This is a genomic window from Citrobacter sp. 50677481 (assembly GCF_001463265.1).
In the GTDB taxonomy this organism is placed as follows: domain Bacteria; phylum Pseudomonadota; class Gammaproteobacteria; order Enterobacterales; family Enterobacteriaceae; genus Citrobacter_A; species Citrobacter_A sedlakii.
This window is the reverse complement of record NZ_LNHZ01000027.1, coordinates 63,263-84,946: the sequence shown is the minus strand read 5'-3', so window position 1 is coordinate 84,946 and position 21,684 is coordinate 63,263. Positions and strand designations below refer to the sequence as shown.

The following is a 21,684-nucleotide window of genomic DNA, read 5'->3' as shown; positions in this document are numbered from 1 at the left end:
ATGCGCTCCTTTCATTACGCGCCGTTTTTCAACGCTTCAAGGTATTCCCAGCGCTCGAAGGCCTGTTCAAGTTCCTGCTCCGCTTGCGCTAAGTCGCCGAGAACCTGCTGCGTTTGTTCATGTGGCTGGCTAAAAAAGGACGCATCCGCAACCTGCGCCTGTAACGCCTCCAGTTTCGCCTCCAGTTCTTCCAGCAACTGAGGCAACTGTTCCAGCTCGCGCTGCAGTTTATAGCTTAGTTTGCTACTGCCGCGTTTTACAATTTCTGCTTTTGGGGCAACCACTTCTTGCGCTTTCTTCACCGCTGACTGCGTAAACGCCAGATGCTGTTCCTGCTGCCCGCGCGCGTCGTGGTAACCGCCGACATAGCGGCCAATTTTGCCATTGCCTTCAAAGATCCAGCATTCGGTCACGGTATTGTCGACAAACTGACGGTCGTGACTAACCAGCAAAACGGTGCCCTGGTAACCGTCGATCAGTTCCTCCAGTAGCTCCAGCGTTTCGACGTCCAGATCGTTGGTAGGTTCATCGAGGATCAATAAATTGCTGGGCTTAAGGAACAGCCGCGCCAGCAACAGTCGGTTGCGTTCACCGCCGGAAAGCGCGCGCACCGGCGTCATCGCCCGCTTAGGATGGAACAGGAAGTCCTGCAGATAGCCCAGTACATGGCGTGGCTTGCCATTCACCATCACTTCCTGCTTACCTTCCGCCAGGTTATCCATGACCGTTTTATCCGGATCCAGCTCGGCGCGGTGCTGATCGAAATAGGCCACTTCCAGCTTTGTGCCGACGTGGATACGCCCGCTGTCCGCCTTAAGCTGGCCCAGCATCAGTTTAAGCAACGTGGTTTTACCGCAGCCGTTGGGGCCAATTAGCGCAATTTTGTCGCCGCGCTGCACCTGGGCGGAAAAATCGTTAACCAGCTGTTTGCCGTCGATCTGATAATTGACGTTTTCCATTTCAAAAACGATCTTGCCTGAGCGGGTTGCTTCTTCAACCTGCATCTTCGCGGTGCCCATCACTTCGCGGCGTTCGCTGCGTTCGCGTCGCATCGCTTTGAGCGCGCGCACGCGACCTTCATTACGGGTACGGCGGGCCTTGATCCCCTGGCGGATCCACACCTCTTCCTGCGCCAGTTTGCGGTCGAACTCGGCGTTCTGTAACTCTTCCACGCGCAACGCTTCTTCTTTTTCCAGCAGATAGTGATCGTAATTACCCGGATAGGTCACCAGCTTGCCGCGATCAAGATCGACAATACGGGTCGCCATGTTGCGAATAAAAGAGCGGTCGTGGGAGATGAAAATAATCGTCCCGTTGAACGACTTCAGGAAGCCCTCCAGCCAGTCGATGGTTTCAATATCGAGATGGTTAGTCGGTTCGTCCAGCAGCAGTACGCGCGGATTACTGACGAGCGCCCGGCCCAGCGCCGCCTTACGCAGCCAGCCACCGGAAAGCGCAGACAGCGCGGCGTTAGGATCGAGCCCCAACTGCGCCAATACTTCGTTGATCCGGTTTTCCAGTTGCCAAAGATTGTGGTGGTCGAGTTGCTCTTGCACCTTCGCCAGCTCGTTAAGGTTTCGCTCGCTCGGATCGGTCATCACCAGACGGGAAACGTCATGGTAACGCTTGAGGTATTCCGCCTGCTCCTCAATGCCTTCCGCGACAAAGTCGTACACGGTGCCTTCGACGTTACGCGGCGGATCCTGCTGCAACCGCGCGACGATCAGATCCTGTTCATAAATAATGCGACCGTCGTCCAGGCCCTGCTCACGGTTAAGGATCTTCATCAGCGTTGATTTTCCGGCGCCGTTGCGGCCCACCAGACAGACGCGTTCGTTATCTTCGATATGCAGTTCTGCGTTATCAAGAAGCGGCGCGTCGCTGAACGACAGCCATGCGCCATGCATACTGATTAATGACATTTACTTATCCTTTCAGGCTGCGGTAATCAGCCAGCAGTTGTGGATCTGGCGGTTGCGGGCAAAGTCCTGGGAAAGCGTTTTTTGGGTGATTTCTTGTGCTTTCAGCCCCAGCGCCGCCAGACCGTCGAGATCCATACGGAATCCGCGTTTATTGTTGGAGAACATGATCGTGCCGCCTTTACGCAGCAGACGCTTTAAATCTTTCATCAGCGCCAGGTGATCGCGCTGAACGTCAAACGCGTCCTCCATCCGCTTCGAGTTGGAGAACGTGGGCGGGTCGATAAAAATCAGGTCAAACTGTTCCGTCGCTTCGCGCAGCCAGGCGAGACAGTCGGCCTGAATCAGACGATGCGCGCGGCCACTTAAGCCATTCAGACGCAGGTTACGTTCCGCCCACTCCAGATAGGTTCGCGACATATCGACTGTCGTCGTACTACGCGCCCCGCCCAGGCCCGCATGGACGCTGGCGCTGCCGGTGTAAGAGAACAGGTTAAGGAAGTCTTTCCCTTTGCTCATCTGCCCCAGCATTCGACGGGCAATACGGTGATCAAGGAACAGGCCGGTATCAAGATAGTCGGTGAGATTTACCCACAGACGGGCGTTGTACTCACCGACTTCAATGAATTCGCCCTTCTCGTTCATCTTCTGATACTGGTTTTTCCCCTTTTGCCGTTCACGGGTTTTCAGCACCAGCTTGTTTGGCGCAATGTCGAGTACCGACAGCGTTGCCGCAATAATGTCAAACAGCCGCTGACGCGCCTTTTGCGCATCCACGGTTTTCGGCGGCGCGTATTCCTGGATAACCACCCAGTCAGCGTAACGATCCACCGCGACGTTATATTCCGGCAGGTCGGCATCGTACAGGCGATAGCACTCAATGCCTTCCTGACGGGCCCATTTATCCAGCTTTTTGATGTTTTTACGCAGACGGTTAGCGTAATCTTCCGCCACCGTGGCCGGTTTGCTGTCCGGCGTGGTTTCGGCGATATGATAATTTTTCTGCACACAGTCCAACGGGCCGTTTTTCGCTTTGAACTGCTTGTCAGCGCGCAGTTGCAGGCTGCTGAGCAGATCCGGTGAGGCGCTGAACAACGACAGGTTCCAGCCGCCAAACTGGTTCTTCATCGTGCGCCCAAGCAGGCTGTGCAGCGCAATCAGCGCCGGCTCGCTGTCCAGACGCTCACCGTACGGCGGGTTGCTGATCACCGTCCCGTACGGTCCTGTCGGCAGCGGGTTGCTCAGTTGCGCTACGTCTTTCACCTCAAACGAGATCAGCTCGCCGATCCCCGCGCGACGGGCGTTGCTGCGCGCGCGTTCGATCACCCGCGCGTCGCTATCGGAGCCGTAAAAACGCGAACCATAATCCGCCAGCCCTTTGCGCGCTCGGGTTTGCGCGTCGGCTTTCACTTCCTGCCAGATGGCTTCGTCGTGTTGCGCCCAGCCACTAAAGCCCCAGCGCCCACGGTGCAGACCCGGCGCGCGATCGGTGGCCCACATTGCCGCTTCAATCAGCAACGTGCCGGAACCACACATCGGATCAAGCAGCGGCGTCCCCGGTTGCCAGCCGGAACGCATCACAATCGCCGCCGCCAGCGTCTCTTTGATGGGCGCAAGACCGGTTCGGTCGCGATAGCCGCGCAGATGCAGACCGTCACCGCTTAAGTCCAGCGCGATACTGGCGGTGTCTTTATTCAGCCAGACGTCAACGCGGATATCCGGCGATTCACGGTCCACATTCGGACGCGGTAAATTCTTACGGGTAAAGGAATCCACAATCGCGTCTTTTACCTTCAGCGCGCCGTACTGGCTGTTGCGGATGGTGTCGTTCAGGCCGCTAAAGTGAACAGCAAAGGTGGCGTCCGGGGAAAACATCGCCGTCCAGTCGATCGCCATAACCCCCAGATAGAGATCTAAGTCACTGTAAACTTTGCACTCACTCAACGGTAAAATAATGCGCGAGGCCAGGCGACTCCACATCAGGCTCTGGTAAACAAGCCGGGTGTCGCCCTTGAAATGGACACCACCCTGAACAACCTGACACTCTACGGCGCCGAGGCTTTCCAGTTCAGTTTTTAACAGCTCTTCCAGCCCACGGGCCGTACTGGCAAACAAAGAATTCATATCGTCACTTATACTCGAAGAAAATTGCTGCGCATTATAGCTAAACTGACGCCTATGTCATAAAGTTGAGGGCTTATTTCTTTCGAGGGACTGTACCGTGCTGACGTTAACCCGCCTATTCATTCACCCCGTCAAATCCATGCGCGGCATTGGACTGACCCATGCACTGGCAGACGTCAGCGGACTGGCTTTCGATCGGATTTTTATGATAACCGAAGCGGACGGCACCTTCATTACCGCCCGTCAGTTTCCGCAGATGGTACGTTTTACCCCCTCTCCTCTGCATGATGGCCTGCATCTGACCGCGCCGGATGGCAGTTCCGCCATCGTCCGGTTTAACGATTTCGCCGCACAGGACGCGCCAACAGAAGTATGGGGGAATCATTTTACCGCCCGCATCGCACCGGAGGCCATCAACCAGTGGCTGAGCGGCTTCTTTTCCCGCACCGTGCAGTTGCGCTGGGTCGGGCCTCAACTCACCCGCCGGGTTAAGCGCCATGCGAGCGTCCCACTCTCCTTTGCCGATGGCTATCCTTATCTGCTGGTGAATGACGCCTCGCTGCGCGATCTTCAGCAGCGTTGCCCGGCAGGGGTTCAGGTTGAACAGTTCCGCCCGAACCTGGTGGTTTCTGGTGCCAGCGCGTGGGAAGAGGATACCTGGAAAGTGATTCGCATCGGCGACGTTATCTTTGACGTGGCGAAACCCTGCAGTCGCTGCATTTTTACCACCGTCAGTCCGGAAAAGGGGCAGAAACACCCGTCAGGTGAACCGCTGGCGACGCTTCAGACCTTCCGCACCGCGTCGGATAATGACGATGTGGATTTCGGTCAGAATCTGATCGCCCGAAACAGCGGCGTCGTCCGGGTCGGCGATGAGGTGGAGATTTTGTCAACCGGCCCCGCGCGCGTCTATGGCGCGGCCGATACGGATGACATCCCCGACGCCGCGCCGCAGGCAGACGCCTCGGTCAGCATTGACTGGCAGGGGCAGGCATTTCGGGGTAATAATCAGCAGGTGCTGCTTGAACAACTGGAAAACCAGGGAATTCGCATACCCTATTCTTGTCGGGCGGGGATTTGCGGCTGCTGTCGTATCACATTGCTGGAAGGCGAAGTGACTCCGCTGAAAAAGTCCGCGCTGGGCCCGGACGGCACAATTCTGAGCTGCAGCTGTGTGCCAAAAAGCGCGCTGAAGCTGGCGCGTTAAACCGCCTGTTCCAGACTGTAGCTGCTGGCGGTCAACTGCGGCTTCAGTCTGTCGTTCATGATCTTTATCGCATCGCCAAGCTGCATCGTTCGTCCCGCCACCACGACGCCGGGCTGAGCAAGTAAGCACAGCGCGGCGTTGTCGCCAGGTTCCACCACCAGCAAATTGACCTGTTCCTGGGTATCGCTTAACCAGACGCAGGCGGTATCGCCTGTCGTCGGCGACCAGTTATCATTATGCGCCACAAAGTGCCAGCTTTTCGGCATTTGCGGCTTCAGATAACGAATCGCCACCAGCGCATTGAGCACCAGTTCCGCTTTTTGTTCCCGGGAAAGCTCCAGGTCACGGCATTTTTCTTCAAAGGAGAAGTAAAGCGCTGCGTCATCAACGCAGAAACCAGACGGCGAAAATGCATCCGGGGTGAGCATTTTGCGGGCAAAACGCGAGCGAAATAACATGCCATTGGCTAAATCGAGCATCATACGGTCATGCTCTTCGTCATAATACCAGCGCCAGTTATCGTCAGGTTTAATTCGCATTTTTCTCTCCCCTCTCCATTGACCTGTTGCAAAATTGTCCCTTTTTGCCGCTTCGCTTATTGCTTTTATAAGCAAAGCTTAAAATGTCTAAATAAGCAACAGTGAAAGAATATAAAACAACCAGGCGCGGAAATAAACCCCTGGTTGTCTGATATTCTGATATAGCGCGGGAAAAAAAATCAAATATGGGTGACGATTTCTTTAATCAGCGGCGGACCTTTAAAAATAAAACCGGAATAAATCTGTACCAGTGTTGCACCGGCGGCCATCTTCTCGCGGGCGGCGATGACCGAGTCGATCCCACCTACGCCAATAATGGGCAGTTGGCCTTTTAATTCCTGGGAAAGTCGACGGATAATTTCTGTGCTTTTTAATTGCAGCGGACGACCACTTAAACCGCCCGTTTGATCGCAATTTTTCATTCCCTGGACCAGAGAACGATCGAGTGTTGTATTGGTCGCAATAACACCATCAATATTATGGCGAACTAAACTGTCGGCAACCTGGATCAGTTCTTCTTCTGAAAGATCCGGCGCGATCTTGACGGCGATCGGAACATATTTTTGATGGATCGTTTGCAGATCGTTTTGTTTATTTTTAATTGCGCTTAGCAGATCGTCCAACGCGTCGCCATATTGTAAGGTACGTAATCCCGGTGTATTTGGCGAGGAGATATTAATCGCGATGTAACCGGCATAAGCGTAGATTTTTTCCATACAAATCAGATAGTCATCTTTACCCTGCTCGACCGGTGTGTCTTTATTTTTACCGATATTAATGCCGAGCACGCCGTCATAATGGGCCTTTTTAACATTCTCAACCAGGTTATCCACCCCGTGATTATTAAAGCCCATGCGGTTGATCAACCCTTCAGCATCAACCAGGCGAAAGAGCCGCGGCTTGTCGTTGCCCGGCTGCGGACGTGGAGTAACGGTGCCGATCTCGATCGAACCAAACCCCATCGCGCCCAGGGCGTCGATACATTCGCCGTCTTTATCCAGACCGGCAGCCAGTCCAAGGGGATTCTTAAAGGTTAACCCCATGCAAGTGACCGGCCTGGCTGGCACTTTCTGGCGGACTAACGCTTCAAAAGGCGTACCCTTAATGCGGCGTAATTGCTGAAACGTAAATTCATGAGCGCGCTCTGGATCGAGCTGAAAAAGGGCTTTACGAACGAAGGGGTAGTACATGAACTCTCCTGGATTCCCGGTGTGCAGACCGGGGGCGTATTATGGGTGATATCGCACAAAAAGGGAATTGACCTGCGGCAATAAAAAGCAATCGTTTCCCCCGCTGTGCCCTTTTTATGCTTTTTTCACATTTTCAATCCCGCATAAATCATTTCGGTTCCCGCCTCTCCTCTGACAGACTGCAAAAAATGTTATCAATGTTACTTAAAAGCAAACATTAAGTTATAAGGGAGAAGGCAACTATGCGCGTCATCACTCTGGCGGGAAGCCCACGCTTCCCCTCTCGCTCCAGTGCGTTACTGGAATACGCCCGTGAAAAGCTTAACGCGCTGGACGTGGAGGTTTGGCACTGGAATCTGCACAACTTCGAACCAGCAGATCTGTTATATGCGCGCTTCGACAGCCCGGCGTTGCACATCCTGACGGAACAGCTTAAGCAAGCGGATGGCCTGATCGTCGCCACACCGGTCTATAAAGCAGCCTATTCCGGCGCCCTGAAAACACTGCTTGATATGCTTCCGGAGCGGGCGCTGGAAGGCAAAGTGGTGTTACCTGTGGCCACGGGGGGTACCGTTGCGCATCTGCTTGCCGTTGACTATGCGCTAAAGCCGGTGCTTAGCGCCCTCAAGGCACAAGAAATCCTGCACGGGGTCTTTGCCGACGATACCCAGATCATTGAGTATCAACATGCCCCCAGCTTCACCCCCAATTTACAGTTGCGGCTCGACGACGCGCTGGAAACCTTCTGGCAAGCACTGCATCGCCGCGAGGTTCCCGCCCCAGCTTTCACGGTTCAGCGAGGCGCGGCTCATGCTTAATTTATTAAAACAACCTTTACTGGCATTCGGCGGCCTGCTGGCGCTTTCAGCCGCAACCTTCGCTGCGCCTTCGTCACCAGACGCGCTACGCATTGGTTATCAGAAAGGCAGCATCAGTATGGTTCTTGCCAAAAGCCATCAACTTCTGGAAAAGCGCTATCCGCAGACCCGTATTTCCTGGGTCGAATTCCCGGCCGGACCGCAGATGCTTGAAGCCCTTAACGTGGGCAGTATCGATCTGGGCAGCACCGGCGATATTCCGCCGATTTTCGCTCAGGCCGCCGGCGCGGATCTGGTCTATGTCGGTGTTGAACCAGCGAAACCGAAAGCGGAAGTGATACTGGTGCCGGAATCCAGCCCCATCCGGACGGTGGCGGAGCTGAAAGGGCATAAAGTGGCGCTTCAGAAAGGTTCCAGCTCGCACAACCTGCTGTTACGCGCACTCCAGCAAGCTGGATTGAAATTTACCGATATCCAGCCAACGTGGCTAACACCTGCCGACGCCCGCGCCGCTTTTCAGCAGGGTAACGTAGATGCATGGGCGATTTGGGATCCTTACTATTCTGCGGCGCTGTTGCAGGGTGGCGTGCGCGTGCTTAAGGACGGTAGCGACCTGAAACAAACCGGTTCGTTCTATCTCGCCTCACGTCCCTACGCAGAGAAGAACGGCGTGTTTATTCAGGGCGTGCTGGACACCTTTAGCCAGGCCGACGCGCTGACGATTTCGCAACGCCCGGAAAGCATTACCTTGCTGGCGAAAACCATGGGATTACCGGAACCGGTGATCGCCGCCTATCTCGATCATCGCCCGCCGACCACCATTTCCCCGGTCAGCGCTGCCGTTGCGGCGCTGCAACAACAAACGGCAGACCTGTTTTACGACAACCGTCTGGTGCCGAAAAAGATTGATATTCGCCAGCGCATCTGGCAACCCACTCAACAGGAAGGAAAACAGCTATGAGCCTGAATATGTTCTGGTTTTTACCGACTCACGGTGACGGCCACTTTCTGGGAACGGATCAGGGTTCTCGTCCGGTGGATCACGGTTATCTCCAGCAGATCGCGCAGACGGCCGATCGTCTGGGATTCACTGGCGTACTGATCCCGACCGGGCGTTCCTGTGAAGATGCCTGGCTGGTCGCCGCCTCGATGATCCCGGTCACCCAGCGTCTTAAGTTCCTGGTGGCATTACGGCCAAGCGTCACGTCGCCCACGGTGGCGGCACGCCAGGCGGCGACGCTTGACCGGCTCTCTAACGGTCGGGCGCTGTTCAACCTGGTGACCGGTAGCGATCCACAGGAACTGGCGGGCGATGGGGTCTTTCTCGATCACACCGAGCGCTATGAAGCCTCCGCCGAGTTCACCCAGGTCTGGCGACGGTTATTGCAGGGTGAAACGGTTGATTTTAACGGCAAGCATATTCATGTAAACGGCGCGAAACTGTTTTTCCCGCCGGTTCAGCAACCGTATCCACCGCTCTATTTTGGCGGTTCCTCCGAGGTTGCGCAGGAACTTGCTGCGGAGCAGGTCGATCTGTATCTGACCTGGGGTGAACCGCCCGATCAGGTAAGAGAGAAAATCGCCCAGGTGCGCGCTAAAGCAGCGGCTCGCGGTCGCACCTTGCGCTTTGGTATTCGTTTGCATGTGATTGTGCGCGAAACCAACGAAGAGGCCTGGCGCGCGGCGGACCGGCTGATCGCGCATCTCGATGACGAAACCATCGCGAAAGCGCAGGCCGCTTTCGCCAGGACGGACTCCGTGGGGCAGCAACGGATGGCGTCACTGCATAACGGCAAACGCGATAATCTGGAAATCAGCCCTAACCTGTGGGCAGGCGTGGGGCTGGTACGTGGCGGCGCAGGCACAGCGCTGGTGGGAGACGGCCCAACGGTGGCGGCGCGTATTCAGGAATATGCCGCGCTGGGTATCGACAGTTTTGTGTTATCTGGCTATCCGCATCTGGAAGAGGCCTGGAAGGTCGGCGAACTACTCTTCCCGCACCTTGACGTTGCTATACCGGACGTTCCGCAGCCGCAGCATCTGCATTTGCAGGGAGAAGCCGTGGCGAATGACTTCATTCCGCGTAAAGCCGCCCAAAGCTAAGGAGGATGAACATGGCTACGCCCCTTGAAAAAAGATTGTTGCGCGCTGCCCCCTGGTTTTTGCCGGTGGGTATTGTGGCGGTCTGGCAACTTGCTTCCTCCCTGGGCTGGCTTTCCGGTCGCATTTTTCCGTCGCCGGAAGGGGTGATCGCCGCGTTCTGGACGCTTTCCGCCAGTGGTGAGCTTTGGCAGCATCTGGCGATCAGCGCCTGGCGCGCGCTGATCGGCTTTTCGATCGGCGGTTCGCTCGGCCTGGCGCTGGGCCTGGTCAGCGGCCTGTCGCACTGGGGAGAACGCCTGCTGGATACGTCCATTCAGATGTTGCGCAACGTACCGCATCTGGCGCTAATTCCACTCGTCATCCTGTGGTTTGGCATTGACGAAACCGCGAAGATCTTTCTGGTGGCGCTGGGTACGCTGTTTCCGATTTACATCAACACTTGGCATGGGATCCGCAATATCGATCGCGGACTGGTGGAGATGGCGCGCAGTTATGGGCTTTCCGGTTTGTCGCTGTTTTTGCATGTGATTTTACCCGGTGCCCTGCCCTCGATCATGGTTGGGGTTCGTTTTTCACTTGGACTAATGTGGCTGACGCTCATCGTGGCAGAGACTATCTCGGCCAATTCCGGTATCGGCTACCTGGCAATGAACGCCCGGGAATTTCTGCAAACGGATATCGTTGTCGTCGCCATTATTCTTTACGCCCTGCTCGGCAAGCTCGCCGATGTCAGCGCGCAACTGCTGGAGCGCCTCTGGCTGCGCTGGCATCCCGCTTATCAATTGAAAAAGGCCGCTGTATGAATACCGCCCGACTGAACCAGGGTACGCCGCTCCTGCTGAATGCGGTGACAAAGCGATATGCGCAAAACACGGTGCTGAACGGGTTGGATCTGCATATTCCGGCCGGTCAGTTTGTCGCGGTGGTCGGACGTAGCGGTGGCGGTAAAAGCACGCTGCTGCGCTTGCTCGCCGGGCTGGAGGCGCCCACCGACGGCGCGTTACTGGCAGGTACTACGCCGCTGACGGAGATGCAGGGGGACATCCGCATGATGTTTCAGGATGCGCGCCTGTTGCCGTGGAAGTCGGTGATGGATAATGTCGGTCTGGGACTGAAAAGCGGCTGGCGGAACGCCGCACGTCAGGCGCTGTCTGCAGTAGGGCTGGAAAACCGGGCGGAGGAATGGCCCGCAGCGCTTTCCGGTGGACAAAAGCAGCGAGTGGCGCTGGCACGCGCGCTTATCCATCGTCCCGGGTTGCTGTTACTTGACGAGCCGCTCGGGGCGCTGGATGCGCTGACCCGACTGGAAATGCAGGATCTTATCGTATCACTGTGGCAGGAACATGGCTTCACGGTGCTGCTGGTGACCCACGACGTCAGCGAGGCTGTGGCAATGGCCGATCGCGTACTGCTGATCGAAGCGGGCAAGATCGGGTTGGATCTTACGGTGGATATTGCGCGACCACGTCGTCGGGGGTCCGTGCGTTTAGCGGAGCTGGAAACGGAGGTGCTGCAACGGGTGATGCAGCGAGGCGAAACGACGCAACCGGTGCGTCGGCATGGCTGATTAACCGCATGCTGTCGCCTGGTCAAATCAGCGCCACCCGGTAAATTACCCGGTGGCGCTGATTATTTATCGCCCCTAAGAAACGGCAGGTCGACGCATCAGGCAAGCGCTTTCGCGATCTTCTCGAACAGATCGCCGGACAGATTCTCCAGCCCTTTCAACTGTTCAAGCGCGGCGCGCATTTTTTCCTGGCGCGGCAGGTCATAACGCTTCAGACGAATCAGCGGTTCTATCAGCCGCGACGCCACCTGCGGGTTACGGCTGTTCAGCTCGGTTAACATGTCAACCAGGAACTGGTAGCCACTGCCGTCCTCGGCGTGGAAAGCCGCCGGATTACTGCCTGCGAAGGCGCCAATCAGCGAACGCACGCGGTTCGGGTTGCTCATACTGAACGAACGGTGCTTCAGCAAGCCGCGCACCGTTTCCAACACATTTTCCGCAGGGCTGGTGGATTGCAGGATAAACCATTTATCCATCACCAGACCATCCTGATGCCACTTATCATCATACTCCTGCATCAGCGCGTCGCGGCACGGTAGCTGTGCGGCCACCGCTGCAGAGAGCGCGGCCAGCGCATCGGTCATATTGTTGGCTGTATGGTATTGCTTGCTCACCAGCGTATCGGCAAGCTGCGTTTCGCCAAAGGCGAGGAAACGCAGGCAGGTATTGCGCAAGGTGCGCTTACCGATATCCCCGTGCTCCACACGATACGTGTCCAGATGATTCGCGTTATAGATGGCGAGGAATTCATCCGCCAGTTCTGTCGCCAGCGTCCGGGTCAGGGCTTCGCGTACCTGGGCAATCGCCAGCGGGTCGATAATCTCAAACAGTTCAGCCATTTCATTTGCAGAAGGCAGCGTCAAAATTTCCGCCGCCAGCGCCGGATCAATCGTCTCATCCAGCAGCACCGCGCGGAAGGCGTCGGCAACATGCACCGGCAGCGAGAGCGGTTGCCCCTGCTGAACGCGCGCGACGTTCAGCTTGATCCAGGTCGCCAGCAGGCTCTGCGCCGCATCCCAGCGCGAAAAGTCGTTACGCGCGTGACGCATCAGGAAGGTCAGCTGCTGATCGCTCCATTTATATTCCAGTTTCACCGGCGCGGAAAACTCGCACAGCAGCGCCGGAACGGGCTGGAAATAGACGTTATCAAAAACAAACGTTTGTTCCGCCTGCGTGACGTTGAGCACCGGATTCACCGGATGGCCCCCCTTGCGCAGCGGGATCACCTTACCTTCGTTGTCATACAATTCGATGGCAAACGGGATGTGCAGCGGCAGTTTTTCCGCCTGATCCGGCGTGGGTGGCGTGCGCTGGCTGATGGTCAGCGTGTACTGTTCGGTTTCCGGATTGTAGTCATCTTTAACCGTCACAATCGGGGTGCCGGACTGGCTGTACCAGCGACGGAAATGGGAGAGATCGATATTGGACGCGTCCTCCATCGCCTGGACAAAGTCGTCGCAGGTAGCGGCGCTGCCGTCATGACGCTCAAAATAGAGCTGCATTCCCTTCTGGAAGTTTTCTTCTCCCAGCAGCGTGTGGATCATACGGATCACTTCCGCCCCCTTTTCGTAAACCGTCAGGGTATAGAAGTTATTCATTTCGATGACTTTGTCCGGGCGGATGGGGTGCGCCATCGGACTGGCGTCCTCCGCAAACTGTAACCCACGCATCGTACGCACGTTACTAATGCGATTCACCGCGCGGGAACCGAGATCGGAGCTGAACTCCTGGTCGCGGAACACGGTTAAGCCTTCTTTCAGGCTCAACTGGAACCAGTCGCGGCAGGTGACGCGGTTACCGGTCCAGTTGTGGAAATATTCATGACCGATCACCCGTTCAATATCGAGGTAGTCTTTGTCGGTGGCGGTGTCGGTTCGCGCCAGCACGTATTTGGAATTAAAAATGTTGAGGCCTTTGTTCTCCATCGCGCCCATATTAAAGAAGTCGACAGCGACAATCATATAAATGTCGAGATCGTATTCCAGACCAAAGCGCTCTTCGTCCCACTTCATGGAGTTTTGCAGCGAAGTCATCGCCCATGGCGCGCGGTCCAGATTGCCACGGTCAACGTACAATTCCAGCGCCACTTCCCGGCCTGAACGGGTGGTAAACGTATCGCGCAGCACGTCGAAATCGCCAGCCACCAGCGCAAACAGGTAGCACGGTTTCGGGAACGGATCCTGCCACTGAACCCAGTGGCGACCGTTATCCAGGTCGCCCTCTGCAACGCGGTTGCCGTTAGACAGCAGGAACGGATATTTGGCTTTATCGGCGATAATTTTGGTAGTAAAGCGCGCCAGCACGTCTGGTCTGTCGAGATACCAGGTGATATGGCGAAAGCCTTCCGCTTCGCACTGAGTACACAGCGCGTCGCCGGACTGGTACAGCCCTTCCAGCGCGGTATTTGCCGCGGGGCTGATCGCATTAACAATGCGCAGGGTAAAACGCTCGGGCAAATTGCTGAGGACCAGTTGGCCCTCGTCTTCTTTATAGTCCGTCCACGGTTCATCGTTAACATGGACGGAGATCAGCGTCAGCGCTTCGCCATCGAGTTTAAGCGGGGCATCGGATGCGCCATGACGAACAGCCTGGCTCACTGCCGTGACCAGGGTTTTTTCAGCATCCAGGTCAAAGGTCAAGTCAATATCAGTAATCTGGTAATCCGGCGCACGGTAGTCGTGGCGGTATTTGGCTTGTGGCTGTTGTGTCATAAAAAAACCTTTCGCATCTTTTATAGAGTCTCGACTCCAGTCTATTCCTGTTGCGCAAATCGCGCTACGCAGAATGTTCATCTTTTCAGGCACAAAGCCTCTTGTTGCTACATTTTTATAACACGAGGCACGAAATGCACTCGACCCGAAAGTCAGCTTATGGTGTGATCGGGGTTCAATAAATCGCTAAACAAGGTATACTCCAGCGGTTTTCTTAGTTGTTTATTGTACTAAACGCTCCCGTGAGAGGATGCTACTGCGCACCTATGACACAATTCGCTTCTTCTGTTCTGCACTCGTTGCTGGATACAGACGCTTATAAGTTGCATATGCAGCAAGCCGTATATCACCACTACTATGATGTGCAGGTAGCGGCGGAATTTCGTTGCCGTGGCGACGATCTGCTGGGTATTTATGCTGACGCCATTCGCGAGCAGGTCAACGCCATGCAGCATCTTCGCCTTCAGGAAGATGAGCATCAGTGGCTCTCTGGACTGCCTTTCTTCAAAGCGGATTACCTGAACTGGTTGCGCGATTTTCGCTATAACCCGGAGCAGGTCTCGGTCAGCAATGATAACGGTAAGCTCAATATCCGCTTAACCGGCCCGTGGCGTGAAGTCATCATGTGGGAAGTTCCCCTGCTGGCGGTGATAAGCGAGCTGGTGCATCGTTATCGTTCTCCGGAAGCGGGCGTCTCTCAGGCGCTTGATACGCTCGAAAGTAAACTTGTCGATTTCTCTGCGTTAACCGCCGATCTCGATATGTCTCACTTCCACCTGATGGATTTCGGCACCCGCCGCCGTTTTTCCCGCGAAGTGCAGCAGGCCATTGTCCAGCGCCTGCAGCAGGAGCCGTGGTTTGTCGGCACCAGCAACTACGATCTCGCTCGTCGTCTCTCCCTGACGCCGATGGGAACCCAGGCCCACGAATGGTTTCAGGCGCATCAGCAAATCAGCCCGGAACTGGCGACCAGTCAGCGTGCGGCGCTTGCAGCGTGGTTGCATGAATACCCTGACCAGTTGGGGATCGCCCTGACCGACTGTATTACCATGGATGCGTTCTTGCGCGACTTCGGCGTCGAGTTCGCCAGTCGTTATCAGGGGTTGCGGCATGACTCCGGCGATCCGGTGGAATGGGGTGAGAAAGCTATCGCCCACTATGAAAAACTGGGCATCGACCCGCAGAGTAAAACCCTGGTCTTTTCTGATAATCTCGATCTGCGCAAAGCGGTCGATCTGTATCGCCACTTCTCTTCACGGGTGCGGCTGAGCTTCGGCATCGGTACGCGCCTGACCTGCGATATTCCGCAGGTGAAGCCGCTGAACATTGTTATCAAGCTGGTGGAGTGTAACGGCAAGCCCGTTGCCAAGCTGTCCGACAGCCCAGGCAAAACCATTTGTCACGACAAAGCGTTTGTTCGCGCGTTGCGCAAAGCCTTCGATTTACCGCATATCAAAAAAGCCAGTTAACAGCTTAAGGGAGCCGCTACGGCTCCCTTTTCACGTTTATTTCCGAAATCTTCTTCTTTGCTAACGAATTCTGCTTGTCTGATGGCAGATGCCAGGTAACATAGGTATTCCCCCGTTTCGGGGACGTGTTTTTATATTGGACTACTAACAGAGAGAATATTATGAGCGTTGTGCCTGTAGCCGACGTACTCCAGGGCCGCGTAGACGTTGACAGCGAAGTCACCGTGCGCGGATGGGTACGTACCCGCCGAGATTCAAAAGCTGGCATCTCCTTCCTCGCCGTTTATGACGGTTCCTGCTTTGATCCTGTACAGGCCGTCATTAATCATTCTCTGCCCAATTACAATGAAGAAGTGCTGCGTCTGACCACCGGTTGCTCGGTTATCGTTACGGGTAAGGTAGTGGCCTCACCGGGACAAGGGCAAAGTTTCGAGATTCAGGCGACGAACGTGGAAGTCACCGGTTGGGTGGAAGATCCGGACACTTACCCGATGGCGGCGAAACGCCACAGCATTGAATACCTGCGTGAAGTGGCGCATCTGCGTCCGCGCACCAACATGATTGGCGCGGTCGCCCGCGTTCGCCATACCCTCGCGCAGGCGCTGCATCGTTTCTTCGACGAACAGGGCTTCTTCTGGGTGTCCACTCCCCTTATTACCGCGTCCGATACCGAAGGCGCGGGCGAAATGTTCCGTGTGTCGACGCTGGATCTGGAAAACCTGCCGCGTAACGAGCAGGGTAAAGTCGATTTCGATAAAGACTTCTTTGGTAAAGAGTCATTCCTGACCGTATCCGGCCAGTTGAACGGCGAAACTTACGCCTGCGCACTGTCGAAGATCTACACCTTCGGCCCGACCTTCCGTGCCGAAAATTCCAACACCAGCCGTCACCTGGCTGAATTTTGGATGCTGGAGCCGGAAGTCGCGTTTGCTAACCTGAACGACGTCGCCGGACTGGCGGAAGCCATGCTGAAATATGCCTTCAACGCAGTGCTGACTGAACGTGCAGACGACATGAAGTTCTTCGCGGAGCGCGTAGACAAAGAAGCGATTTCACGTCTGGAACGCTTCATTGAAGCTGACTTCGCCCAGGTGGACTACACCGATGCGGTCACGATCCTGGAAAACTGCGGTAAGAAATTTGAGAACCCGGTGTACTGGGGCGTCGATCTCTCCTCAGAGCATGAGCGTTATCTGGCGGAAGAGCACTTTAAAGCGCCGGTCGTGGTGAAAAACTATCCGAAGGACATTAAAGCGTTCTATATGCGCCTTAACGACGACGGGAAAACCGTTGCCGCGATGGATGTTCTGGCGCCGGGCATTGGCGAGATTATCGGTGGTTCCCAGCGTGAAGAACGTCTGGATGTGCTGGATGCCCGAATGCTGGAAATGGGCCTGAATAAAGAAGATTACTGGTGGTATCGCGATCTGCGTCGCTACGGTACGGTTCCGCATTCTGGCTTTGGCCTCGGCTTCGAACGTCTGATCGCCTACGTCACCGGCGTGCAGAACGTACGTGACGTGATCCCGTTCCCGCGTACACCGCGCAACGCAAGTTTCTAATCTCGACGTCAAAAGGCCAGCGCTGCTGGCCTTTTTATGATATCAACTGTCAATTTCTGTGAATAATTTGGCAGCAATGTAAAGATCAACCGCCTTCCCCTTCCGTCCTGTTACGTCATATTTCGTACAAACCAAAATCCCTGATATCACTACGGATTAGTTTATTCTCATCCATTAGTACTTTTTTTAAACAATTGCACAGCATTCCAGACGGCTACAACACGGCATACGCGAAAGCAAAGGTGCTGATTTTCTGTTCGATTTTTTACACTTATCTGAATTAAAGATAAGAAAATCATATATATAGATATGACTGCCGATATTTGAAGCGGAAACAGGTTCGAAACTTGATATCGTTCACAAAGTTCCAAAAATGAAACATATAGTTACATATTTTTTCTTTTTGAAACCAAATCTTTATCTTTGTAGCACTTTGACGGTAGCGGAACGCTGGTTTGAATGGAAAGATGCCTGTCAGACACATAAAGACACCAAACTCTCATCAATAGTTCCGTAAATTTTTATTTACAGAAATTATTGGCGGCAGTGGCAGGTGTCATAAAAAAACCAATGAGGGTAATAAATAATGATGAAGCGCAATATTCTGGCAGTGGTGATCCCTGCCCTGCTGGCTGCCGGTGCGGCAAACGCTGCAGAAGTCTATAACAAAGACGGCAACAAACTGGATCTGTACGGTAAAGCGGTAGGTCTGCATTATTTTTCTAAAGGCAACGGTGAGAACAGCTACGGTGGCGATGGCGACCAGACCTATGCCCGTCTTGGTTTCAAAGGGGAAACACAGATTAATGACCAACTGACCGGTTACGGTCAGTGGGAGTATCAATTCCAGGGTAACAACTCTGAAGGGGGTTCTGACGCGCAGAGCGGCAACAAAACCCGTCTGGCGTTCGCGGGTCTGAAATTCGGCGACGCGGGCTCCTTCGACTACGGTCGTAACTACGGTATCGTTTACGATGCGCTGGGCTACACCGATATGCTGCCTGAATTTGGCGGCGATACCGCCTACAGCGATAACTTCTTTGTGGGTCGCGTAGGCGGCGTTGCGACTTACCGTAACTCCAACTTCTTTGGTCTGGTTGAAGGCCTGAACTTCGGCGTTCAGTACCTGGGCAAAAACGAACGCGCAAGCACCTATGAGGTTGACGGCGATGACAACAACTTCAGCGACGTGCGTCGTTCTAACGGCGACGGCTGGGGTGGCTCTCTGAGCTATGAGTTCGAAGGCTTCGGCATCGTCGGTGCTTACGGCTCCGCCGATCGTACCAATGCGCAGACTAACCCGGCTCTGCGTGGCCAGGGTGATAAAGCTGAGCAGTGGGCAACCGGTCTGAAATATGATGCGAACAACCTCTATCTGGCGGCAAACTACGGTGAAACCCGTAACGCAACGCCAATTAGCGGCGGTTTTGCTAACAAAACCCAGGACATCCTGTTAGTCGCGCAGTACCAGTTCGACTTTGGTCTGCGTCCCCGTCCATCGCCTACACCAAATCTAAAGCGAAAGACGTAGAAGGTATTGGTAATGAAGATCTGGTGAACTACGTGGAAGTTGGCGCCACTTACTACTTCAACAAAAACATGTCCACCTACGTTGACTACATCATCAACCAGATTGATTCTGACAACAAACTGGGCGTAGGCTCCGACGACACCGTCGCAGTCGGTATTGTTTACCAGTTCTAATAGCAGACCCCTTTGTTAAATGCCTCAAAAACAGGACTTCGGTCCTGTTTTTTTATGCCTGTCAGCGGAATCTCGCGACTTCACAAAACCTTGAGAGTTTTCACGTCTAACGGTTGGCATTTTGTAAATCTCCCGTTAACCTGATAGCGGAATTCCCTTCTGTAACCACAATGGAACCTCGTCATGTTTGAGAACATTACCGCCGCCCCTGCCGACCCTATTCTGGGCCTGGCCGATCTGTTTCGTGCTGATGACCGCCCTGGGAAAATTAACCTCGGGATCGGTGTCTATAAAGATGAAACTGGCAAAACGCCGGTGCTGACCAGCGTTAAAAAAGCCGAGCAGTATTTACTCGAAAATGAAACAACAAAAAACTACCTCGGCATTGACGGTATTCCGGAATTTGGCCGTTGCACCCAGGAACTGCTGTTCGGGAAAGGCAGCGCGCTGATTAACGACAAGCGCGCGCGCACGGCGCAAACACCAGGCGGCACCGGGGCGCTACGCGTCGCGGCAGACTTCCTGGCGAAAAACACGGCGGTAAAACGCGTATGGGTGAGCAACCCGAGCTGGCCGAACCATAAGAGCGTCTTTGGCTCTGCGGGTCTTGAAGTCCGTGAGTATGCGTATTACGACGCAGAAAACCATGCGCTCGACTTCGACGCGCTGCTAAACAGCCTCAGCGAAGCCCAGGCAGGCGATGTGGTGCTGTTCCACGGCTGCTGCCACAACCCAACCGGCATTGATCCGACGCTTGAGCAGTGGCAAACGCTGGCTCAGCTTTCTGTCGATAAAGGCTGGCTGCCGCTGTTTGACTTCGCATACCAGGGATTTGCCCGTGGTCTGGAAGAGGACGCTGAAGGGCTGCGCGCTTTCGCCGCGCTGCATAAGGAGCTGATTGTTGCCAGCTCCTACTCAAAAAACTTTGGTCTGTACAACGAACGCGTGGGCGCCTGTACGTTGGTCGCCGCCGATGCGGAAACCGTTGATCGCGCGTTCAGCCAGATGAAGTCTGTCATTCGCGCCAACTACTCTAACCCGCCAGCCCACGGCGCTTCCGTTGTCGCCACCATTCTGAGCAACGACGCGCTGCGAGCGATTTGGGAGCAAGAACTGACCGACATGCGTCAGCGCATTCAGCGCATGCGTCTGCTGTTCGTGAATACCCTGCAGGAAAAAGGGGCAAACCGAGATTTCAGCTTCATTATTAAGCAGAACGGCATGTTCTCCTTCAGCGGCCTGACCAAGGAACAGGTGCTGCGTCTGCGCGAGGAGTTCGGTGTTTACGCCGTCGCCTCCGGTCGGGTTAACGTTGCCGGAATGACGCCAGACAACATGGCGCCGCTGTGCGAAGCCATCGTCGCGGTTCTGTAAGCGACCCGGAAAACAGAAAGCCCGCTGAAACAGCGGGCTTTTTTACTGGCGCGTGGCACCGGTCTGGAGCGCATTGAATGCCTGGCTACATACCGTTACCAGACAGGCATTTCATCCTGGAGGAAAGGATTATGCAGACGTTCGTACCCCAGCGTCGACAGCGGCCCATGCCCCGGAATAAAGGTCACTTCATCGCCTAACGGCAGCAGCTTACGCTTAATGGAGTCAATTAACTGACTATGGTCACCGCGTGGAAAATCGCTGCGCCCCACCCCGCCTTTGAAAATCACGTCCCCGGAAATGAGCAACTGAGACGATTTATCAAAAAAGACGATGTGTCCTGGCGTGTGGCCCGGGCAATGTAACACCTGTAAAGTCACATTCCCTACGCTGACAGTCTCTCCTTCATTCAACCAGCGGTCAGGCGTTAAAGGCTGACACTCGTCGAGGCCGAACATGCGACTCTGGGCAGGCAGTCCCTCAAGCCAGAACTGATCTTCTTTTTCCGGACCGATAATCGGGACGCCGTAGTGCTGCGCCAGCTCTGCCGCCGCCCCCACGTGATCGAGATGTCCGTGAGTGAGCAGGATCTGCATCAGCGTTACGCCGCTGGCGTCCACTTCCTGTTTGATTTTCCCGGCATCGCCACCAGGATCGACCAGCGCTGCCAGACGGGTTTGCTCACACCAGATCAAGGAACAGTTCTGGGAGAACGCGGTGACCGGAATAATACGATAGTTCATACTTCCCCTGTTTCGTTAATCACCAGTGCCGTACGGGACCGGTGTCAATATGCACAAAGTTACTGCGTGGGTAGTATCCTACACCACCAGCGCGCATAGATAACGCGGCTTTGCGAATATTGCTTAACGAAACGCCTTCAATATGGAAATCCATTGCCTGGCCTTTGGTGTGGTAGCTTTTTTTAGCGACTCCACGACTGTGGGCGCGCAATTCATTATTGGTATCGAGCGAACGATAACCGGAAATCAACTGGACGGGTTTACGGGAGCCGAGTAGCCCCTGCAGGCGGAAAAGCTGGTCAAACAGTCCTGGATCGATGGACTTCACCTTGTTTGCGCGGTAGTCGCGGAAAAAATGGTTAAGTTTGGCTAATTCATCCTGAATGTAAGCTCTGCCATCAAAAAATTCCGCTTTGATTGACTCACCGGTATGAAGATTATTGAGAGTCAAAATACGCGGACGCGGGGTAGAGAGAGTGGCAAACGCAGGCACGGGCAAGATGGCAGCTCCCAGGGCAGCACCACCTAACGCCAGCAGTTTGCGGCGATTAGCGTCAAAATTGTCCATGGTAATAAGGTCTACAGGTAAAAGGTCATCAACAATATGCTTTAGCGCACGAAGGGCACCTTAACTGGCAAAAAAGCCGCCGTCAA

Annotated in this window: 16 protein-coding genes and 1 pseudogene; 10 read left to right on the top strand and 7 right to left on the bottom strand. The window is 54.9% G+C overall.

Annotated features, from left to right (window positions below):
* Positions 1-14: 14 nt before the first annotated feature.
* Together APU02_RS06090 and rlmKL are read right to left on the bottom strand one after the other, a co-directional pair.
* Positions 15-1,922, bottom strand: a complete 1,908-nt coding sequence (locus APU02_RS06090) for an ABC transporter ATP-binding protein (protein ID WP_060569554.1) — start codon at positions 1,920-1,922, stop codon at positions 15-17.
* A gap of 12 nt (positions 1,923-1,934) precedes the next feature.
* Positions 1,935-4,043, bottom strand: a complete 2,109-nt coding sequence (rlmKL, locus tag APU02_RS06085; RefSeq protein WP_060569553.1) for a bifunctional 23S rRNA (guanine(2069)-N(7))-methyltransferase RlmK/23S rRNA (guanine(2445)-N(2))-methyltransferase RlmL — start codon at positions 4,041-4,043, stop codon at positions 1,935-1,937.
* Between the two features lie 97 nt (positions 4,044-4,140).
* Here rlmKL and APU02_RS06080 point away from each other — a divergent pair, with 97 nt between their 5' ends.
* Positions 4,141-5,250 (top strand): YcbX family protein, encoded by a 1,110-nt coding sequence (locus APU02_RS06080; RefSeq protein WP_060569552.1) that lies wholly within the window; start codon positions 4,141-4,143, stop codon positions 5,248-5,250.
* On the opposite strand, the gene zapC is transcribed toward APU02_RS06080, so the two are convergent.
* The gene (zapC, locus tag APU02_RS06075) at positions 5,247-5,789 is read right to left on the bottom strand and encodes a cell division protein ZapC (RefSeq protein WP_042288043.1); all 543 of its coding nucleotides are present in this window, start codon (positions 5,787-5,789) and stop codon (positions 5,247-5,249) included. The genes APU02_RS06080 and zapC overlap by 4 nt on opposite strands.
* Positions 5,790-5,968: 179 nt before the next feature.
* Entirely contained in the window at positions 5,969-6,979 is a 1,011-nt protein-coding gene (pyrD, locus tag APU02_RS06070; RefSeq protein WP_060569551.1) for a quinone-dependent dihydroorotate dehydrogenase, read from the bottom strand.
* Between the two features lie 242 nt (positions 6,980-7,221).
* On the opposite strand from pyrD, the gene ssuE reads away from it, so the two are divergent.
* Genes ssuE through ssuB form a run of 5 tightly spaced genes read left to right on the top strand, consistent with a single transcriptional unit; the run spans position 7,222 to position 11,467 of the window.
* Positions 7,222-7,797: an NADPH-dependent FMN reductase gene (ssuE, locus tag APU02_RS06065; RefSeq protein WP_060569550.1), complete on the top strand. Its 576-nt coding sequence runs from the start codon at positions 7,222-7,224 to the stop codon at positions 7,795-7,797.
* Positions 7,790-8,758, top strand: coding sequence for a sulfonate ABC transporter substrate-binding protein (locus APU02_RS06060; RefSeq protein WP_060569549.1), 969 nt, complete (start codon positions 7,790-7,792; stop codon positions 8,756-8,758). The genes ssuE and APU02_RS06060 overlap by 8 nt, the downstream gene beginning before the upstream one ends.
* On the top strand, positions 8,755-9,900 hold the full coding sequence (ssuD, locus tag APU02_RS06055; protein WP_060569548.1) for an FMNH2-dependent alkanesulfonate monooxygenase: 1,146 nt from the start codon (positions 8,755-8,757) through the stop codon (positions 9,898-9,900). Before APU02_RS06060 ends, ssuD begins: the two co-directional genes overlap by 4 nt.
* Before the next feature lie 11 nt (positions 9,901-9,911).
* The gene (ssuC, locus tag APU02_RS06050) at positions 9,912-10,703 is read left to right on the top strand and encodes an aliphatic sulfonate ABC transporter permease SsuC (RefSeq protein ID WP_060569547.1); all 792 of its coding nucleotides are present in this window, start codon (positions 9,912-9,914) and stop codon (positions 10,701-10,703) included.
* A complete protein-coding gene (ssuB, locus tag APU02_RS06045; RefSeq protein ID WP_060569546.1) occupies positions 10,700-11,467 on the top strand; it encodes an aliphatic sulfonates ABC transporter ATP-binding protein in 768 nt (255 codons plus the stop codon). Before ssuC ends, ssuB begins: the two co-directional genes overlap by 4 nt.
* 98 nt (positions 11,468-11,565) lie before the next feature.
* On the opposite strand, the gene pepN is transcribed toward ssuB, so the two are convergent.
* A complete protein-coding gene (gene pepN, locus APU02_RS06040) occupies positions 11,566-14,178 on the bottom strand; it encodes an aminopeptidase N (RefSeq protein ID WP_060569545.1) in 2,613 nt (870 codons plus the stop codon).
* Between the two features lie 266 nt (positions 14,179-14,444).
* Between pepN and pncB the strand changes: the two genes are divergently transcribed.
* From pncB to aspC, 4 genes and pseudogenes are all read left to right on the top strand, one after another.
* The gene (pncB, locus tag APU02_RS06035; RefSeq protein WP_042288068.1) at positions 14,445-15,647 is read left to right on the top strand and encodes a nicotinate phosphoribosyltransferase; all 1,203 of its coding nucleotides are present in this window, start codon (positions 14,445-14,447) and stop codon (positions 15,645-15,647) included.
* Between the two features lie 161 nt (positions 15,648-15,808).
* On the top strand, positions 15,809-17,209 hold the full coding sequence (gene asnS, locus APU02_RS06030) for an asparagine--tRNA ligase (RefSeq protein WP_042288071.1): 1,401 nt from the start codon (positions 15,809-15,811) through the stop codon (positions 17,207-17,209).
* Positions 17,210-17,795: 586 nt separating this feature from the next.
* Positions 17,796-18,913: pseudogene (gene ompF / locus APU02_RS06025) on the top strand (porin OmpF).
* A 183-nt stretch (positions 18,914-19,096) separates the two neighbouring features.
* Complete coding sequence (aspC, locus tag APU02_RS06020; RefSeq protein ID WP_060569544.1) at positions 19,097-20,287, top strand: aspartate transaminase; 1,191 nt, start codon at positions 19,097-19,099, stop codon at positions 20,285-20,287.
* Positions 20,288-20,382: 95 nt separating this feature from the next.
* On the opposite strand, the gene APU02_RS06015 is transcribed toward aspC, so the two are convergent.
* Together APU02_RS06015 and APU02_RS06010 are read right to left on the bottom strand one after the other, a co-directional pair.
* Positions 20,383-21,030, bottom strand: coding sequence for an MBL fold metallo-hydrolase (locus APU02_RS06015; protein ID WP_060569543.1), 648 nt, complete (start codon positions 21,028-21,030; stop codon positions 20,383-20,385).
* Positions 21,031-21,049: 19 nt separating this feature from the next.
* Positions 21,050-21,598: a YcbK family protein gene (locus tag APU02_RS06010; RefSeq protein ID WP_042288084.1), complete on the bottom strand. Its 549-nt coding sequence runs from the start codon at positions 21,596-21,598 to the stop codon at positions 21,050-21,052.
* Between the last annotated feature and the right edge of the window lie 86 nt (positions 21,599-21,684).

What these genes read in the sequence shown, in the direction of transcription:
- APU02_RS06090 (WP_060569554.1), bottom strand. Translation starts at nt 1,922, where the DNA reads ATGTCATTAATCAGTATGCATGGCGCATGGCTGTCGTTCAGCGACGCG.
- rlmKL (WP_060569553.1), bottom strand. Translation starts at nt 4,043, where the DNA reads ATGAATTCTTTGTTTGCCAGTACGGCCCGTGGGCTGGAAGAGCTGTTA.
- zapC (WP_042288043.1), bottom strand. Translation starts at nt 5,789, where the DNA reads ATGCGAATTAAACCTGACGATAACTGGCGCTGGTATTATGACGAAGAG.
- pyrD (WP_060569551.1), bottom strand. Translation starts at nt 6,979, where the DNA reads ATGTACTACCCCTTCGTTCGTAAAGCCCTTTTTCAGCTCGATCCAGAG.
- ssuE (WP_060569550.1), top strand. Translation starts at nt 7,222, where the DNA reads ATGCGCGTCATCACTCTGGCGGGAAGCCCACGCTTCCCCTCTCGCTCC.
- APU02_RS06060 (WP_060569549.1), top strand. Translation starts at nt 7,790, where the DNA reads ATGCTTAATTTATTAAAACAACCTTTACTGGCATTCGGCGGCCTGCTG.
- ssuD (WP_060569548.1), top strand. Translation starts at nt 8,755, where the DNA reads ATGAGCCTGAATATGTTCTGGTTTTTACCGACTCACGGTGACGGCCAC.
- ssuC (WP_060569547.1), top strand. Translation starts at nt 9,912, where the DNA reads ATGGCTACGCCCCTTGAAAAAAGATTGTTGCGCGCTGCCCCCTGGTTT.
- ssuB (WP_060569546.1), top strand. Translation starts at nt 10,700, where the DNA reads ATGAATACCGCCCGACTGAACCAGGGTACGCCGCTCCTGCTGAATGCG.
- pepN (WP_060569545.1), bottom strand. Translation starts at nt 14,178, where the DNA reads ATGACACAACAGCCACAAGCCAAATACCGCCACGACTACCGTGCGCCG.
- pncB (WP_042288068.1), top strand. Translation starts at nt 14,445, where the DNA reads ATGACACAATTCGCTTCTTCTGTTCTGCACTCGTTGCTGGATACAGAC.
- asnS (WP_042288071.1), top strand. Translation starts at nt 15,809, where the DNA reads ATGAGCGTTGTGCCTGTAGCCGACGTACTCCAGGGCCGCGTAGACGTT.
- aspC (WP_060569544.1), top strand. Translation starts at nt 19,097, where the DNA reads ATGTTTGAGAACATTACCGCCGCCCCTGCCGACCCTATTCTGGGCCTG.
- APU02_RS06015 (WP_060569543.1), bottom strand. Translation starts at nt 21,030, where the DNA reads ATGAACTATCGTATTATTCCGGTCACCGCGTTCTCCCAGAACTGTTCC.
- APU02_RS06010 (WP_042288084.1), bottom strand. Translation starts at nt 21,598, where the DNA reads ATGGACAATTTTGACGCTAATCGCCGCAAACTGCTGGCGTTAGGTGGT.